The sequence below is a fragment of the Bradyrhizobium sp. CCBAU 53415 genome (genome assembly GCF_028128735.1).
GTDB lineage: Bacteria > Pseudomonadota > Alphaproteobacteria > Rhizobiales > Xanthobacteraceae > Bradyrhizobium.
The window spans coordinates 495820-512778 of record NZ_LBJF01000025.1; the positions used below are offsets into that span (position 1 = coordinate 495820).

Sequence of the window (16959 nt, forward strand, 5' to 3'; positions counted from 1 at the left end):
GCAAGTGTTGCGCGATGGTCACGGCTTGCTGCTAAGATTGCCGCTCACGCGGCTCTTTGTTGCGTCCGCGAGCGGGCCGTGGCTACGATTCCGACCAATCGCGAAGCGTATTGTCTCCAGGGAAAAGATCGATGAGACCGAACGGCCGTCACACCGCCGGCGCCAGCCAGTTGTCCGCCCTCCGCATGTGGGCGATGGGCCTGGTCCTGCTGTCAGCTGTTGCCATCAGCCCGACCACCGCCAAAGCCGCGCCGAGCCAGGCCGCGGTGGCGACGACGCATGTCTACCTGCTCCGTGGCGTGCTCAACATCTTCTCGCTCGGGCTCGACACGATCGGCGCCCGGCTCCAGGCGCAGGGCGTCCCGGTGACCGTCGCCAACTTCGTGTCCTGGTCCTCGCTCGCCGATGAAGCGGCAGCCGCCTACAGGGCCGGCCGGATCAAGACCATCATCCTGGTCGGCCATTCCTCCGGCGCGACCGCGCTGCCGGACATGATCGCCAAGCTCAATCAGCTCGGCGTGCCCGTGAAGCTCGCGATCGGCCTCGATTCCGTGTTCAAGACCAAGCTCTCGACCGGCGCGGAGCGTTACATCAACATCTATATCGGCGATGGTCCCGGCGAGCCGGTGCGGGCCGCAGCGGGCTTCCGCGGCAAGCTTGACAATGTCGACGTGCGCGGCACCGGCGTCGGCCACATCTCGATCGACAAGAACGAGGCGATCCAGCGTCGCGTCATCGCCGAGATCGACGCCGCCATCATGCGTTCGCGCGCACCGGCAGCGCCGGTCGCCGAACCCGGCACGCCGCGACGGGCACGCTCGGCGGCTGCGACGGCTCCGGCGAGGAACTGAAGCTGGCCGCTCATTCTTCCGCGTGATGCCGCCTAAGCTGCCGTCACACGCACGGGCATGCTCTCCAATCCACGCAGGGAATTGTTGAGCCTGCGTTTCGGCTCGGCCGTGAGCTCGATCGTCTTCACCCGCCTTGCGAGCTCGCTGAAGATCAATTCGCCTTCCAGGCGTGCGATCATCTGGCCGACGCAGGCGTGAATGCCGGCGCCGAAGCCGACATGGCCGGTCGCGGCCCGCTCGATGTCGAACCGGTCCGGACCTTCCCAGCGCGCGGGATCGCGGTTGGCCGAGGCCATGAACAACAGCACCTTGCGGTGAGCGGGAATCACGCCGCCGCCGATCTCGACGTCGCGCGAAGTGGTGCGAAAGAATGTCTGCACCGGTGAATCGTAGCGCAGGCCTTCCTCGAAAGTGTTGCGCGCCAGCTCCGGCCTGTGGTGGAGCTTGCGGTACTCATCCGCATGGGTGGCGAGCGCGAGCAGGGTGTTGCCGATGCCGTTGACGGTGGTGTCGATCCCGGCAGTGAGGAATGGCCGCACCAGATGCGTTGCCTCGTGCTCGCTGATCTCGCCCTCGTCGGCCGCCTGGTAGATCATCATGCCAAGGCTGTCGGCCCGCAGCGCATTCCGCGCACAACATTCCATGATCCAGCTCTGCGCGGCGAGCCCTTCGTTCCGTGAGGCCGCGGCTATCTCGTTCTCCGGGCCGAAGCTGTTGAACACGAACGTGCTCCAGGCCAGGAGCTTCTCGCGGCCGTCGGGCCGGATGCCGATCGCGTCCGGAAACACCTTCATCGGATAGGCTTCGGCAAGATCGGTGACGGCATCGAACGAGCCCTTGTCGATCAGCTCCGTGACCTTCTGCTCGGCCTCCCGCTGGAACGTGTCCCGCAGCTTCCGCGCGACGCCTGTAGACAGCGTGCGGCCGAGCACCCGCCGGCCCTTGTCGTGGTCGGGCGGATCGATCTGGAGCGTGAGCGGCTTCGGCAGTGCAGGGTTCATCCCGTGCAGCCCGACGCCCTCGCCACTGATGAACGTCTTCCAGTCCTTCAGGGCCGGCTCGACCCCGCCATAGCCGGCCATCGCCCACACGCCGTATCGCTCCAGCGCGAAGACGGGCCCGAATGCGCGCAGCGCCTCGTAGGCCGGATAGGGGTCCGTCAGGAAGTCCGGCGCAAAGGGATCGACCGGACTAGATGCAATGCCGCTCATCGTCAGCTCCGCGTCTATTGCTTGCTAAGCGCGCACTGGCCTTCGCTCTCGGCGCGGAATGCGTCCTCGCCCTTGATGGTGGCGACGACCTTCAGCAGGTCCCAGGCGGATGTCGACTCCTCGGGCGACTTGACCTGGAGAAGGTAGAGCGGATGGACCTTGCGTCCGTCCTTGCGGATATAGCCCTTGCCGAACAGCGGATCGTCGGTCGGCATCTCCTTCATCGCGGCGACGACGGCTTTGCCATCCTTGGCGCTGCCGGCTTTGTCCACGGCCTTGAGATAGTGAACGACCGAGGCATAGACGCCGGCCTGCATGTCGTTCGGATAGGCTTTCGAGGGAATGCGCTCGGCGAAGCGCTTTGCGAAGGCGCGCGTGCCGTCGTTCAGGTCCCAATAGAACGGATTCATGATCTGCGCGCCTTGCGCAAACTTCAGGCCGAGCGCGGGAAGGCCGTTCATGCCCAGGATCAACCCGACCAGTCTGTGGTCCTTGGTCAGCCCGAACTCGGCGGCCTGCTTCATCGACGTGATGGTGTCGTCGCCGGCATTGGCGAAGCCGACGACGTTCGCGCCCGAGGCCTGGGCCTGCAGCAGGAACGAGGCGTAGTCGGCCGTTCCCAGCGGATGCCGCACGCTGCCGAGCACCTCGCCGCCGGCCGCTTTCACGGCCTCCGCCGCCTGCTTCTCCAGATCATGACCGAACGCGTAATCGGCGGTGATGAAGAACCATTTCTTGCCGCCCTGTTGCACGATCGCCTTGCCGAGGCCGCGGCCATAGGCATAGGTGTCGTAGGTCCAGTGCACGGTGTTCGGCGTGCACTTCTCGCCGGTCAGCAGCACCGTTCCGGCGCCCGATCCGACAAACACTTTGTTCTTCTCGGCGCTCATGCCGGCGACCGCAAGCGCGATCGAGGAATTCGGAAGGTCGAAGATCGCATCGACGCCGTCGTTCTCGTACCAGCGCCGCGCGATGCCGATCCCGATGTCGGTCTTGTTCTGGTGATCGGCGGCGACGACCTCGACGGTCTTGCCGCCGGCTTTTCCGCCGTAATCCTCGACCGCCATTCTTGCAGCGACGACCGAGCCGATGCCCTGATAGCTCGCGAACGGACCGGACTGATCGTTCAAGACGCCGATCTTCACGACGTCCTGGGCGAATGCCGGAGCGGCGCACGCCAGCATCAAGGCTGAAATGAACAGTTTATGCAGGAATTTGCCGTTCATTGTGTCCCTCCCATGCGCGGTCTTGGTGCCGCTGAATAATAGTTATATTTTATAGCTATTTCTGAGAGTGTCAATTCGACTGGCGGTAAGGATCGAGGACCATGAGCGCGAGAGCGTTGCGACGAGGGGCCAAATCGGCTCAACAAGCGGAGAACTCACTGGATTTGCGGGTGCTGCAGCGGACGCCGGGCTTCATGCTCCGCCTGGCGCAATTGAAGTTCTTCGAAGGCTTCTACGAGGAGTTCGCCGCGCTGGGTCTGACGCCGGCGACCTATGCGATCTTCGTCGTCATTCGCGACAATCCGGGCGTGCCGCCGAGCAGCCTTGCCAGCCTGCTGCGGCTGCGCCTGCCGAACCTGATCAAGATCCTGAACGAGCTCGAATCCTCCGGTTTCATCAAGCGCAACCGCTCGAAGTCGGATCGCCGCGCCGTCGAGCTCGTGCTCACACCGAAAGGCGCAAAGCTCATTGCGGAGGGGGCAAGGCTGACGGAGCCCTATAACCGGACGATGCTGGCCCCGCTCAGCGAGACCGAGCAGCGCACGCTGCTCGATCTCCTGAACCGGATGCTGCCGCTTTAGGGCCGCGCCCCGATACCCAATTCAGGTCATGGCAGGAACGCGCGAATGCTCTGCGCGATCTGCTGCGCATGCGTCTCCAGCGCGAAATGACCGGTGTCGAAGAACTGCACCACGGCATTGGGATTGTCGCGCTTGAACGCCTCGGCGCCGGGAGGGATGAAGAACGGGTCGTTCTTGCCCCAGACCGCCAGGAACGGCGGCTTGTGCTTGCGGAAATAGTCCTGGAAGGCGGGATAGAGCGCAACGTTGCTCTTGTAGTCGCCGAACAGGTCTAGCTGCACGTCGTCCGAGCCCGGACGCGCCAGATAGAAATTGTCGAGATTCTGTCCGTCCGGCGACACGGTCGCTGGATCGGAGACACCATGCGTGTACTGCCAGCGCGTCGCCTCCGGCGTGAGGAAGGCGCGCAACGCCTCGCGGTTGGCGGGCGAGGGGTCCTGCCAATAGGCCTTGATCGGGGTCCAGCCGTCGCTGAGGCCGTCCTCATAGGCGTTGCCGTTCTGCGAGATGATCGCGGTGATCCGTTCGGGATGGCGCAGCGCGAGGCGGAAGCCGGTCGGCGCGCCATAGTCGAAGACGTAGACGGCGAAGCGATCGAAGCCGATCACCTCGGTGAAGCGCTCGATCACCTGCGCGACATTGTCGAAGCTGTAGCGGAAGCTTTCGCGCGGAGGCATGTCGGACTGGCCGAAGCCGGGAAGGTCGGGCGCGACGATGTGGAATTTGTCGGCGAGCAGCGGGATCAGATCGCGGAACATGTGACCGGCGCTCGGGAAGCCGTGCAGCAGCAGGAGCTTCGGCGCGCCTCGGGGGCCGGCCTCGCGATAGAACACCTTGAAGCCATCGACGTCTGCGGTGCGGTAGGTGGTCGGGGCCATGGCGGTCTCCAATCTTCTGTAACCTGTTAAAAGCCTATATTCAGGTTACACCGCGTGGCATAACTTGTCAACTGCACTTTTACAGGTTACATCTAGGCGACCTCTTACACAGGCCAAGGACCCGCGCATGGACCGCCCGCCCGCCATGTTCATCGCCGACTCGCTCGGCCTCGACTTCCTCAACTCGGTGGCGACACCGGTCGATACGCCGGTCGACTGGATCGACGATGGCGATGGCCTGATCGACTGGCTGGCGCAGGCGAAGCTGGTGCCGACGGATGAGCTGCACGCATTGAGGGTGGGCGCGAGGCCGGACGAACTGGACAAGGTCGCAGATCAGGCGCGCGCCTTGCGCGAGTGGTTCAGGGGATTTGTTCTGGAGCATGCGGGCCGGCCGCTCACCGCGAAGGCACTGCATGAGCTTGGCCCCTTGAACAGCCTCCTGGAGCGCGATGAGGCCTTCCCGCAAATTGTGCCTCGCCTCGGTGAGGAAGGTCTTGCGTTGCAAGGGATGCGGCGCTGGCGATCGCCGGAATCACTGCTGCTGCCGGTCGGTGAAGCCTTGGCCAAATTCGTCTGCGAGGAGGACTTTTCCAACGTGAAGGCGTGCGAGGGCCATAACTGCACGATGCTGTTCGCCGACCACACCCACAGGCGCGGGCGTCGATGGTGCGTCATGGCGGTCTGCGGCAACCGCGCCAAGCAGGCCGCGCATCGCAGCCGGCTCAAGAGAGCAGGCAGTGACGGACCGAGAGCGGCCCATCCGTTCACGGAGCCTTGATGCGCGCGCTGCGTCGCGCCCCGGTTCCCGCGCCCCAAAATCCGCCAAATCGGTTGTCACTAAGCCGGTTTGGGAGAGCCCTTGCCTCCCGTGGTGGGACTGCTGGACGGATGATTGATTCGAGGCGACTCCTCGCGCTGGCGGCAGTCGCGCTGCTCGCCTTGAGCAGCGGCATGGCCGCGGCTTCTCCGGCCAAGTCCAAGACCACCGCGGTGGCCCCCGCCGCGCCGCCGCCGCCTCCGCCGTTCGAGCCATTGCCGCCGCCGAAAGTCTACCTGTTCCGCGGTGCGATGGGCCCGATCTTCTCGACCGGCATGGACCGGCTCAGCGAGAAGCTGACGCAGGCCGGCTTTTCCGCCGACGTCTATGAATTTACCCTGTGCCGGCTGATCGGCAACCGCGCCATCGCCAGCTACAAGGAGAAGCCGGCGCCGATCGTGCTGATCGGCCACTCCATGGGCGGGCTGTGCTCGATCGTCATCTCGGAGATGGCGGCCAAGGAGAACGTCCCGATCAGCCTCGTCATCGCCATCGACCCTGCGCATGCGACCGGCGATGTGCCGCTCAATGTCGAGCGCTTCATCAACATCTTCCTGTCCGACAGCGTGCTCGGCGGCGGCGACGTCGTGGCCGTGCCCGGCTTTCGCGGCCACTATGCCAGCTACGACCTGAAGGAAAATTCGCGGGTCTCGCACATCAACATCGAAAAGTCCGACGACATCCACCGCCAGATCGTCGAGATGGTGACACAGCTGCCGCGCATTCCGCCGCAGACCCAGGCCGATGCCGTGCCGCTGCGCTATCTCGTGCCTGCGGATACGCTGGTCGAATTGTGGGATAGCGGGGTGCGGGTGCCGGTGCGGCGCGGCGACACCATGGAGAGCATCGCCGCAGCCAATCGCGTGCCGCTGTGGACGCTCGCGCAGAGCAACTCGCTGCCGGAAAACGCGCAGCTCACCCCGGGCCAGACCATCATCGTCCCGCGCCACCTGACGCCGCCCGAGCCGGCCGCCGCGATGGCACTGCCACCGCCTCCGTCGGCTGGGCGGAAATGAGCAGATTCGTCCTGCCCGGGCTTGTCCGGCAGGGGGTAGAGCAGTGATCAGACATTCGACCCGTTGATCGCGTCGATCACCGCATCTGTCACTTCCTTCGTCGTGGCCTTGCCCCCGACATCGGGCGTCAGAGTGCCGGCCGCGCAGACGCGTTCGACCGCCGCCATCAGCCGCGAGGCCGCATCCTTCTCGCCGAGATGCTCGAGCATCTGCGCGCCAGTCCAAAACGTCGCGACCGGGTTGGCGATGCCCTTGCCGGTGATGTCGAAGGCCGAGCCGTGGATCGGCTCGAACATCGAGGGAAAGCGGCGCTGCGGATCGATGTTGCCGGTCGGCGCGACGCCGAGGCTTCCCGCCAGCGCGCCCGCGAGATCGGACAGGATGTCGGCATGGAGATTGGTCGCCACGATGGTGTCGAGGCTCTTCGGATGCAGCGTCATGCGCACGGTCATGGCGTCGACCAGCATCTTGTCCCAGCTGACGTCGGGGAATTCGCCGGCGACCTCGGCCGCGATCTCGTCCCACATCACCATGCCATGGCGCTGCGCGTTCGATTTGGTCACGACGGTGAGCAGCTTGCGCGGACGTGACTGCGCGAGCTGGAACGCGTAGCGCATGATCCGCGTCACGCCGACCCGGGTGAACACCGCCACCTCGGTGCCGACCTCTTCCGGCAGGCCCCGGTGGGCGCGGCCGCCCATGCCGGCATATTCGCCTTCCGAATTCTCGCGCACGATCACCCAGTCGAGATCGCCGACACCGACATTGCGCAGCGGTGAGGCCACGCCCGGCAGGATTTTTGTCGGCCGCACATTGGCGTATTGGTCAAAGCCCTGGCAGATCGGCAGCCGCAGGCCCCACAGCGTGATGTGGTCGGGCACATCGGGGGCGCCGACCGCGCCGAAATAGATCGCGTCGAACTTCTTCAGCTCGGTGAGGCCGTCCGCCGGCATCATGACGCCGTGCTTCTTGTAATAGTCCGAGCCCCAGTCGAACGTCTTGACGTCGAAGGCGATATCGCCGCTGCGTTTTGCCAGCGCCTCCAGCACGCGAATTCCGGCCGAGATCACCTCGGGACCGATGCCGTCGGCGGGGATGGCTGCGATCGAATGGGTGCGCATGGGGTTGCTCCGTATCAGTGAGATGGCGGCATCACAGTCCAGGCTGCAGCTTGCCGGCCGCAAGGCCAATTCAATTCGCGCTGGCTTATACAGAAAATGATGCGCTATGACATCAGTCCAGCGGGAAAGTCGGATGCGATGACCGATCAGAGGGTCCAGAGCGAGTTGCGGGTTGCCGTTGCAGGGCTGGGCTCGATCGGCACCAAGATCGCGACCGCGCTCGACCGGGGCATCGAGGGCCTGGCGCTGTCCGCCGTCGCCGTGCGCGATCCCGCCAGGCATCAGGCCTTCCTCGACGGCCTGCGTTGCCCGCCGCAGGTTCTGTCCCTCGACCAGCTCGGCGAGGCCGCCGATATCGTGGTCGAGTGCGCGCCGAGCAGTCAGCTGCGCGCGATCGTCGAGCCCGCGGTGAAGCGCGGCAAGGCCGCGGTCGTGGTCAGCGTCGGCGGCCTGCTCGACAATTTCGATCTCGTCGATCTCGCCCGCGCCAATGGCGGCCGCATCATGGTGCCGACCGGCGCGCTGATCGGGCTCGATGCCGTCAACGCCGCCGCGATCGGCACCATTCATTCGGTGAAGATGGTGACGCGCAAGCCGATCGACGGGCTCAAGGGCGCGCCGTTCATCGTTCAGAACAATATCGACATCGACAATCTGCGCGAGCCGCTGAAGCTGTTCGAGGGCAGCGCGCGCGAAGCGGCGAAGGGCTTTCCGGCGAACGTCAACGTCGCCGTCGCGCTGTCGCTGGCGGGCATCGGGCCCGATCGCACCCAAATTCAGGTTTGGGCCGACCCGACCGTGACGCGCAACGTTCACCGCATCGAGGTCGAAGCGGATTCGGCGCGGTTCTCGATGGGGATCGAGAACATCCCGTCCGGGAATCCCAAGACCGGGCTGATCACGGCGCTCTCGGTGATCGCGTTGCTACGCAAGCAGCGCGCCACGCTGTGCGTGGGGACCTGATCCCTACGCGCCCGTCACGCGCCAGATCACGTTGCCGACGTCGTCGGCCATCAGCAGCGACTTCCTGTCGGGGCCGATCACGACGCCGACCGGACGGCCATAGGATTCCTTCTCGTCCGGGGACAGGAAGCCCGACAGGATGTCGCGCGAGGGGCCGGACGGCTTGCCGTTTTCGAACGGGATGAACACCAGCTTGTAGCCGGACAGCTTGCTGCGATTCCACGAACCATGCTGGCCGATCACCATGCCGTCCGGGAAGCCCGGCAGCGTGCCCGCCGGCATCCAGCACAGGCCCAGCGAAGCGGTGTGGCCGCCGAGCGCATAGTCCGGTTGAAGCGCCTTGGCGACCATCGCCGGATCCTGCGGCACGCGGTCGTCCACCGTCTTGCCCCAGTAGCAATAGGGCCAGCCGTAGAAGCCGCCGTCGCGCACCGAGGTGAGATAATCGGGCGGGGTCTCGTCGCCGAGGCCGTCGCGCTCGTTGACGACGGTCCAGAGCGCATTCGTACTCGGCTCCCAGGCAAGGCCCACGGGATTGCGCAGGCCGGCGCCGAAGATGCGATGCGTGCCGGCAACGAGATCGAGCTCGTAGACCGCGGCGCGGCCTTCCTCGACCTCGAAGCCCATCTCGGCGATGTTGCTGAGCGAGCCGACGCCGGCATAGAGCTTCTTGCCGTCGGGGCTTGCCAGCAGGCTGCGCGTCCAGTGGCCACCCGGCTTGAACGTCGTGAGTCTCTTGCCTGGCGCGGTGATGCGGTCGGCATTGGCGACGTAGGGGAAGGCCATCACGCCATCGGTGTTGCCGACGTAGAAGGTGTCGCCGACCAGCGCCATGCCGAAGGGCTGATTGAGGTTCTCCATGAAGGCGCCGCGAATTTCGGCGACGCCGTCGCCGTCCTTGTCGCGCAAGAGCGTGATGCGGTTGGCGGACACGCCGAGCGCCGCGGCGCGCCGCATCGTCGCCTGCATCGCATAGTGGAACACGCTGCGCGGGGCGCCCGCGATCTGCGTTGCCTCCGCGATCAGCACATCGCCATTGGGCAGCACCTCGATCCAGCGCGGATGATCGAGCCCGGTTGCGAAGGCATTGACCTCGAGCCCGGGCGCGACCGCCGGCTTCCGGGCCTCGCTCCAGCCGCGCGCGGTCGGCATCTTCAAGGTCGGGATCGCGCCTTGCGGCTTCGCTTCGGGGATGGCGGGCTGCGCTCCCCAGGCCGGCGCGGGCTCGGTGCCCGTCATCTTGCGCCATTGCAGCGCGATGCCGCCGATGAACGCGACGAACTGCGCGAAGATGCTGGAAAACGTCATGAGAAGCCCCTGTCGAACCCTCAAGGCACATTCAACGCCGGATCGCCCAAAACCCCGCGCGGGCTCAGGCCTGATCGTCGACCTCTCCAGATCCACGATAGAATGTCGTCGTGCCTCGTTGCGCGCGCATCCAACTGGCTGACGGTAAAAAGGTCAACCTGTGCGGGCTCTGATCGAGCCGTTTATGACGCGGATGCAGCACGCCGAATTTGCATGGCAAGAATACGGTAGCGCAAAACTCTCGGCGTCGTCCCGGCCCCCGTGCGCAACTGCGCACCAGGCCGGGACGACACCGAGTGTGTACGCGCTCGACGCCCTTACCGAGGCGACAGGAACGGGATGATCATCGGCACGCGGCGGCAATAGGCGCCGTAGGCGTCTTCGCCGAGCTCCTTGGAGAGGAACACCTCTTCCATCCGGCCCTTCTGCCACATGCCGAGCGAGATCAGGATGGCGCCGAGGATCGCGGTCACCGTGCCGACCGCGATGCCGGTCGCAAGCATGCCGGCGATCAGGCCGGTATAGATCGGGTGGCGGACGATGCCGTACGGGCCGGTGTCGATGACGCGGTGGTCTTCCTTGTGGGTGATCGTGTTGGACCAGAACTTGCCGAGATGCAGCCGTCCCCACCAGGTGAAGGAGATGCCGGCCAGCACGATCAGCGCCGTGATGTAGACACCCAGGTTGCTGAACACCCAGAGCGGCTTCTCGTTCAGGATCTCCGCGGTCCACGGCGTGAACAGGATGCCGCCGACCAGGATCGGGATGCGATAGCGGCCCGACTCCAGCGTCATCACCTGCTTTTGCGTGCGCCCCTGCCAGAACGAGGCGCCGACCCAGCTGGCGAGCCAGGCGAGCCAGATCAGGGCGAGCAGTTGCGTCGGCCAGGTCGTGGTCCAGCCACCCCAGGCGACAGAGAGAAGCTTGCTGAAATCAAAGGACATGAAGGTTCTTTGCGTTTGGGCGGAGCGATCAGCTCGCGCGCGAGGAGAGCGCGTGATGCTTGATGGCGCCGGAGGGCTGCTGGCCGTTGCGGGCGAGCAGATGGGTGATGGTTTCGCGCAAGACCGGCTCGATCGGGCGCGGCGAATAGCCGAGCTCGGTGCGCGCCTTGCCGATCGAGAGGTCGCTTGCGGCGAGCGCGATGCGCACGCCCTCGGCAGTGCCGTTGGGCGGCCGGCGGGTGACGTGATCGGCAATGAATTCGAGCATGATGGCGGAGAGCTCGGCGATCTTTCCGGGCACGACGACCGGAAACTGCCGGCGGCCGCTCATCGCCGACATCATGCGCAGAATGCGCCCGAGCGGGACGCAGTCGCCGCCGAGGATGTAGCGCTGGCCGAGGCGGCCGCGTTCCATGGTCAGCACGAGGCCCATGGCGACGTCGCGGACGTCGACGAGATTGACCAGGAAGTCGAGATGCGGCTGCACCTTCTTCTGGAGGAAGTACCAGAGCATCGCGGTCGGCGGCGTCAGATTGTGGTCGGCAGCACCGATCGGCATGGTCGGCGTGCCGATCACGAGAGGGAAGCCCGCGGCCGCGGCCTTGGCGGCGTGATGCTCGGCGAGCGATTTAGACCGCGTATAGGCGCCGGGCATCGCGTCGGCAGGCTGCAGCGCCTCTTCGGCGGGAATGCCTTTGAGGTCGGAATAGGGGAACAGGATCGATTCGGTCGAGCAGTGCAGGAAGCGCGACACGCCGCGCTTCATTGCGGCTGCGAGCACGATTTCGGTGCCCCGGCAATTGACGTCGTGAAAGTCCTGCTTGTTGGCGACCCACATGCCGGGCAGGCCGGCAAGGTGATAGACCTGATCGACACCGGCGATCGCAGCATCGACCGCGGCGCCGTCCAGCACCGAGCCGTGGACGTGTTCAACGTCCGCGTTCGCCGCGGTCGGCGCGCGGACATCGAGAACACGCACCCGCTGCCCTCGGGCGCAGAGCGCTTCGACGAGATGATGTCCGATGAAGCCACTGCCACCGGTAACCAGGACGAGAGCCATGCAGAAGGTTGCTGTTTCGCTTCTAGAGCTATTGGGTTGAAAGGGAACTGGCCGGAAGAGGCGCCAGAATCGCGGCAAGGTCGCGACGGAAGCCCAATGCGATGAATAATTTCGCCATCACGAACATCGGTCCAAGCAAAAGATGCGAGGGAAAAGTGAACAACGAGGCCTCGCGGCCCTCAAAAACCTTGTGGCCGATGGTCTGCGCGGCGAGGCCGAGCACGACCAGCGTGGCGAAAATCGCCCACATCGTCGCGGTGCTGACTTGCGCCGCAATTGTCGTCGCAACCGAAAACAGCACGATAGAAACGGCCAGAATGCCGAGCCCGAGCGCCGCGTCGAGCAGCAGCCAATAGATCAATACCGGCAAGGCCAGGATCACCGCCAGGCTGACGTTGAAACCGAGCAGCGGAAGCTTGACCAGCGTCAGCGGCAGCACGGCGCCGGTGAACAGCAACAAAATGCCGACCACATGCATCGCCGTATTCCGGGGATCGCGATGGTACTCGACGTAGACGGCAAGTTGGCGCTGAAAAAAGCCACCCATTTCGGTCTCATGCAGCACGGGGTCGGGGGAAGGGCGAACAGAGGCTATAGCACTGGACCCGGCGGTGCACAAACCGGCACTTTTGTCGCGCCAAGCTGTGCTGGCGCGCCCCGGGACAGGCTGCAAAACGCCAGCGCTTCAAAGGGTTCCGTTCGCCGTGGAACCGCGTTCGCTCACCGCTTTTTGGCGGGCTTTTTCGCCGCAGGCGCAGGTGCCGCAGCCGGATGCGGCTCCTCCGGCAGCCTGGCATAGGTCAGGATCTGCAGCTGCCCGTTGACGGCCGAGGTCGGCTTGGCCCGGTCAAGAAGCTGCTCCTCGCCGAGGCCGATCGGATGCAGCCGCTTGGTCGAGATCTTGAACGTGTTCACCAGCACGTCGCGGATCGCATCGGCCCGGCGCTGGCTCAGGATCGCATTGGCCTCGCGCGTCTTCGAGTTGGATTCGACATGGCCGACGATCAGGAAGGTGTAGGGCAGCAGCGAGGAATGCACCAGCGCATCAGCGATCCGGCCGACGGTCTGGTAGGACGCCGGCTGGATGATCGGGGTGTCGGCGTCGAACTGGATCTGTGCATTGAAGGCGGGCAGCTTGGCGAGGTCGGGCGCGATCAGTGGCCGGTTCACGGGGCCCGGATCGTTCTTGATCCTGGTCTTGGCACGCTCCATCACCTGCTGCTTCAGCGCGGGCAGATCGAACTCGGCGGCTTCTTCGAAATGGTTGAGCTTGCCGACGATGTCGTCGCGGGTCGGCGCCGCCGTCTGCGCGCGTGCCGCGCTCGCGAGCACCACGAAGCCCAGCGCGATGCCCAATCTTGCGGTGGCGAGCCCCTTCGCGCGCATCAGCGATACCCCGCGTCGTCGACGGCCTTCAGGCAGTTGTTGCTGATGCCCTTGGGCGTCGACACCAGGCAGGGGACCGACTTGCTGGTCTCCTTGGTCGAGCCGCCGCAGACCTTGACGATCTCGCGCTGGCACGCATTTGCCACCGTGACGCGCGCGGCGACGCGCTTCTGAATCGCGTCGAAGACGCCGAGATAATCGCTCGCGCACTGCGGCGATAGCACGTCGCGGTTGCGCGACAGGCACTCCTTCAGACGGGTCGAGTCCGGATTGACGCCGCGGCAATTGGCGACGATTTCCGCGCCGCAGCTCGCCGCCAGCTTTCCGATCGAATCGCCAAAGCTCATGGTCTCCGCCGCCGCAAGCGACGGCATCCCCAATGCAAGCAGGATCAGCGTGATGGAGCCCCGGACCATGGGTTTATCTGATACGGGGAAGTTCGCGGTGGTCAAGTGGCGTTCGGGGGAGAACTGTCGAGAGTCCGGCAAGTGCGGCGATCAGTCCTCACTCCGCGGCGTCGGTGCGGGGAGGCCATTCGATCAGGAGGGCGGTGTGGTTCCTGAGGTCGTCCGCAAATTCCGGGTCGGCCTCGACCTCGGCGAGCGTCCTCGGTGGGGGAAGCTGGCGGCCGTCCTCAATCAGGTCCTGCGCGTAGAGCGCGAGCGCCTCGGACGCGTTCTCCAGGGCCTCGTCGGCCTCGTCGCCGCCGGAGAAGCAGCCGGGCAGGTCCGGAAACCAGACGCCAACGGCCTCGTCCGGGCCGGCGTTCTCGATGATGGCAACGTACTGAGCCATATCGCGCCTCACGCCCGCTGCACGAAACTGTCCACGACCTTCTTCTCGCCGGCCTTGTCGAAGGCGATGGTGAGCTTGTTGCCGTCGATCTTGGTGATGCGCCCGTAGCCGAATTTCTGGTGGAAGACACGGTCTTCGAGCGAGAATTCGGACGTCGTGCCGGTGGATTTGGCGACCAGCTCGCCCTCGATCGTCAGGGGGCCGCGGCGGCGGGAGGAGAAGCTGCCGAAATCCGGGCCGGATGATGACGATGAGAACGTCGCGGCCTCTTCCTCGAAGCCGCCCCGGCCGCCGCTTCTGCCGCCGCCGCCGCGATTGCGGTTGGCCTGCGCGCGCTGCCAGCCAGGCGTCGTGTAGCTGGAGCCGAATGCCTCCATGTCGTCGAAGCGCGAGGCGCCGTAGCCGCCGGTGCCGCCCCAGGCCGAACCGCCCTTGGACTCCGTGATCTCGACATTGGCCGCGGGCAATTCGTCGAGGAAGCGCGAGGGGATCGTGGTCGACCAGGTGCCGTGAATCCGCCGGTTGGTCGCGAAATAGATCATGGCGCGGCGGCGCGCCCGGGTCAGGCCGACATGGCCGAGCCGGCGTTCTTCCTCGAGGCCGGCGCGGCCCTGTTCGTCCAGCGTGCGCTGGCTCGGGAACAGGCCTTCCTCCCAGCCGGGCAGGAACACGTTGTCGAATTCGAGGCCCTTGGCCGAATGCAGCGTCATCAGCGAGACGGCTTCGTCCTCGGCGCCGCCCTCGCGGTCCATCACCAGCGAGATGTGCTCCAGGAATCCCTGCAGGTTCTCGAACTCCTCCATCGAGCGCACGAGTTCTTTCAGGTTCTCCAGCCGGCCCGCGGCGTCCGCCGAGCGGTCCTTCTGCCACATCTCGGTATAGCCGCTCTCGTCGAGCACGATCTGTGCGAGATCGGTGTGCGCGGTGACCTCGCGCTGGGCGCGCCAGCGCTCGAACTGGGCGACGACCTCGCGAAGCGAGCCGCGCGCCTTCGGCTTAAGCTCGTCGGTCTCGACCACCGCGCGGGCCGCCTCGAACAAGGGAATGCGGCGCTTGCGGGCGTGGTCATGCAACATCTGAACGGTGGCATCGCCGAGGCCCCGCTTGGGCACATTGATGATGCGCTCGAAGGCGAGATCGTCGGCGGGCGAATTGATGACGCGCAAGTACGCCAGCGCGTCGCGGATCTCGGCGCGCTCGTAGAAGCGCGGGCCGCCGATGACGCGATAGGGCAGCCCGAGCGTGACGAAACGGTCTTCGAACTCGCGCATCTGGTAGGAGGCGCGCACCAGGATCGCGATCTCGTTGAGCTTCTCGCCCTGGCGCTGCAGCTGCTCGATCTCCTCGCCGATGCCGCGGGCTTCCTCTTCGGAATCCCAGGAGCCCGTGACGGTGACCTTCTCGCCGTCCTGGTCCTCGGTGCGCAGCGTCTTGCCGAGCCGGCCTTCATTGTGCGCGATCAGATGCGAGGCGGCGGCGAGGATGTGGCCGGTCGAGCGGTAGTTGCGCTCCAGGCGAATGACTTTCGCGCCGGGGAAATCGTGCTCGAAGCGTAGGATGTTGTCGACCTCGGCGCCGCGCCAGCCATAGATCGACTGGTCGTCGTCGCCGACGCAGCAGATGTTCTTGGTGGGCGCCGCAGAAGCAGCCGCCAGCGCCGCCCGCTCCGTCATTCCGGGATGCGCCGCAGGCGCAGACCCGGAATCTAGAGCTGAGGACTCATCTCCGGATTCCGGATTCAGCTCTTCGAGCCGCCCCGGAATGACGGTAGGCGGAGCTGGCTTCGCCGGCGCCTGCGACAGCAGCCGCAGCCACAGATATTGCGCGACGTTGGTGTCCTGGTATTCGTCGACCAGGATGTATTTGAAGCGCTGCTGGTACTGCCGCAGGATATCCGGGTGCTCGCGGAAGATCCGGATGTTCTCCAGCAGGAGATCGCCGAAATCGGCCGCGTTCAGGATCTTCAGCCGCTCCTGGTAGCTCGCATAGAGCTTGCCGCCCTTGCCGTTGGCGAACACCGCGGCCTCGCCCGACGGCACTTGCGAGGGCATCAGGCCGCGGTTCTTCCAGCCGTCGATCAGTCCGGCGAGCATGCGTGCCGGCCAGCGCTTGTCGTCGATGTTCTCGGCCTGCAGCAGCTGCTTGAGCAGCCGGACTTGGTCGTCGACGTCGAGCACGGTGAAGTTCGACTTGAGCTGCGCCAGCTCGGCATGGAAGCGCAGGATGCGGCCGCCGATGGAGTGAAAGGTGCCGAGCCACGGCATGCCTTCCACGGCGTGGCCGAGCATCTGGCCGAGCCGGTGCTTCATCTCGCGCGCGGCCTTGTTGGTGAAGGTCACCGACAGGATATCGGCGGGGCGCGCGCGGCCCTGGCTCAGGATATGGGCGATGCGCGTGGTCAAGACGCGCGTCTTGCCGGTGCCGGCGCCGGCCAGCACCAGGACCGGGCCGTCCAATGTCTCCACGGCCTCGCGCTGCTCCGGATTGAGCCCGGAGAGGTATTTGGGGCCCACCGCGGCGCGCGCACGCGCGGCGATGCCGCCTGCTGCGGGCTGGTGGTCGGGTACGCCTGTGATCTTGCTCGGCTCGGTCATGCGAATCATTGGCCCCACGATGGCACCGCGGGGTGACGGGAGGGAGCCTTCTTAACAGGGATTGCTGCCTATATGGGTCGCCGGGACAGGGTTTTCCACGTGCGCGGCAGGCCGATTTGTTCCTGCAAGGACCACGAATTTCGCTCCCGCGCGAGCCGGAACCATCGTTCCCGCGTCGAGATTGTCAGGGCAGGTGGCGCGGCAA

17 protein-coding genes are annotated in these 16959 nt (G+C 65.6%); 5 read left to right on the top strand and 12 right to left on the bottom strand.

The annotated features are described in order from the left end of the window. Positions 1–131: 131 nt before the first annotated feature. Positions 132–851, top strand: a complete 720-nt coding sequence (locus XH87_RS23380; RefSeq protein ID WP_271589051.1) for a hypothetical protein — start codon at positions 132–134, stop codon at positions 849–851. A gap of 32 nt (positions 852–883) precedes the next feature. Here XH87_RS23380 and XH87_RS23385 read toward each other — a convergent pair whose 3' ends face one another. Together XH87_RS23385 and XH87_RS23390 are read right to left on the bottom strand one after the other, a co-directional pair. Continuing rightward, positions 884–2062, bottom strand: a complete 1179-nt coding sequence (locus XH87_RS23385) for a cytochrome P450 (protein ID WP_271589052.1) — start codon at positions 2060–2062, stop codon at positions 884–886. 14 nt (positions 2063–2076) lie between these two features. After that, positions 2077–3288, bottom strand: coding sequence for an ABC transporter substrate-binding protein (locus XH87_RS23390; protein WP_271589053.1), 1212 nt, complete (start codon positions 3286–3288; stop codon positions 2077–2079). Between the two features lie 170 nt (positions 3289–3458). Here XH87_RS23390 and XH87_RS23395 point away from each other — a divergent pair, with 170 nt between their 5' ends. Further along, entirely contained in the window at positions 3459–3869 is a 411-nt protein-coding gene (locus XH87_RS23395) for a MarR family winged helix-turn-helix transcriptional regulator (protein WP_271589054.1), read from the top strand. Positions 3870–3895: 26 nt separating this feature from the next. Here XH87_RS23395 and XH87_RS23400 read toward each other — a convergent pair whose 3' ends face one another. Beyond that, positions 3896–4747, bottom strand: a complete 852-nt coding sequence (locus XH87_RS23400) for an alpha/beta fold hydrolase (protein WP_271589055.1) — start codon at positions 4745–4747, stop codon at positions 3896–3898. 127 nt (positions 4748–4874) lie between these two features. Between XH87_RS23400 and XH87_RS23405 the strand changes: the two genes are divergently transcribed. Then, positions 4875–5528, top strand: a complete 654-nt coding sequence (locus tag XH87_RS23405; RefSeq protein ID WP_271589056.1) for a CGNR zinc finger domain-containing protein — start codon at positions 4875–4877, stop codon at positions 5526–5528. Positions 5529–5638: 110 nt separating this feature from the next. Next, entirely contained in the window at positions 5639–6583 is a 945-nt protein-coding gene (locus XH87_RS23410) for a LysM peptidoglycan-binding domain-containing protein (protein WP_271589057.1), read from the top strand. Between the two features lie 47 nt (positions 6584–6630). Here the strand turns inward: XH87_RS23410 and XH87_RS23415 are convergent, their stop codons facing one another. Continuing rightward, positions 6631–7704: a tartrate dehydrogenase gene (locus tag XH87_RS23415; RefSeq protein WP_271589058.1), complete on the bottom strand. Its 1074-nt coding sequence runs from the start codon at positions 7702–7704 to the stop codon at positions 6631–6633. 138 nt (positions 7705–7842) lie between these two features. Between XH87_RS23415 and XH87_RS23420 the strand changes: the two genes are divergently transcribed. Next, positions 7843–8667: an aspartate dehydrogenase gene (locus XH87_RS23420; protein ID WP_271589059.1), complete on the top strand. Its 825-nt coding sequence runs from the start codon at positions 7843–7845 to the stop codon at positions 8665–8667. 3 nt (positions 8668–8670) lie between these two features. Here XH87_RS23420 and XH87_RS23425 read toward each other — a convergent pair whose 3' ends face one another. The 8 genes from XH87_RS23425 to XH87_RS23460 all read right to left on the bottom strand — a co-directional run bounded on the left by XH87_RS23425 (position 8671) and on the right by XH87_RS23460 (position 16763). Beyond that, a complete protein-coding gene (locus XH87_RS23425; RefSeq protein ID WP_271589060.1) occupies positions 8671–9975 on the bottom strand; it encodes a PQQ-dependent sugar dehydrogenase in 1305 nt (434 codons plus the stop codon). 317 nt (positions 9976–10292) lie between these two features. Further along, positions 10293–10919, bottom strand: a complete 627-nt coding sequence (locus tag XH87_RS23430) for a methyltransferase family protein (RefSeq protein WP_035700469.1) — start codon at positions 10917–10919, stop codon at positions 10293–10295. A gap of 28 nt (positions 10920–10947) precedes the next feature. Continuing rightward, positions 10948–11979, bottom strand: a complete 1032-nt coding sequence (locus tag XH87_RS23435) for an NAD-dependent epimerase/dehydratase family protein (protein ID WP_271589061.1) — start codon at positions 11977–11979, stop codon at positions 10948–10950. Positions 11980–12007: 28 nt separating this feature from the next. Next, entirely contained in the window at positions 12008–12526 is a 519-nt protein-coding gene (locus XH87_RS23440; RefSeq protein WP_333909193.1) for an Mpo1 family 2-hydroxy fatty acid dioxygenase, read from the bottom strand. A 173-nt stretch (positions 12527–12699) separates the two neighbouring features. Next, positions 12700–13365, bottom strand: a complete 666-nt coding sequence (locus tag XH87_RS23445; RefSeq protein WP_271589063.1) for an OmpA family protein — start codon at positions 13363–13365, stop codon at positions 12700–12702. Further along, on the bottom strand, positions 13365–13781 hold the full coding sequence (locus XH87_RS23450; RefSeq protein ID WP_271589064.1) for a hypothetical protein: 417 nt from the start codon (positions 13779–13781) through the stop codon (positions 13365–13367). Before XH87_RS23450 ends, XH87_RS23445 begins: the two co-directional genes overlap by 1 nt. Before the next feature lie 88 nt (positions 13782–13869). Continuing rightward, entirely contained in the window at positions 13870–14160 is a 291-nt protein-coding gene (locus XH87_RS23455; RefSeq protein WP_271589065.1) for a type II toxin-antitoxin system HicB family antitoxin, read from the bottom strand. Between the two features lie 8 nt (positions 14161–14168). Beyond that, positions 14169–16763: an ATP-dependent helicase gene (locus XH87_RS23460; protein ID WP_271589066.1), complete on the bottom strand. Its 2595-nt coding sequence runs from the start codon at positions 16761–16763 to the stop codon at positions 14169–14171. Positions 16764–16959: the final 196 nt, after the last annotated feature.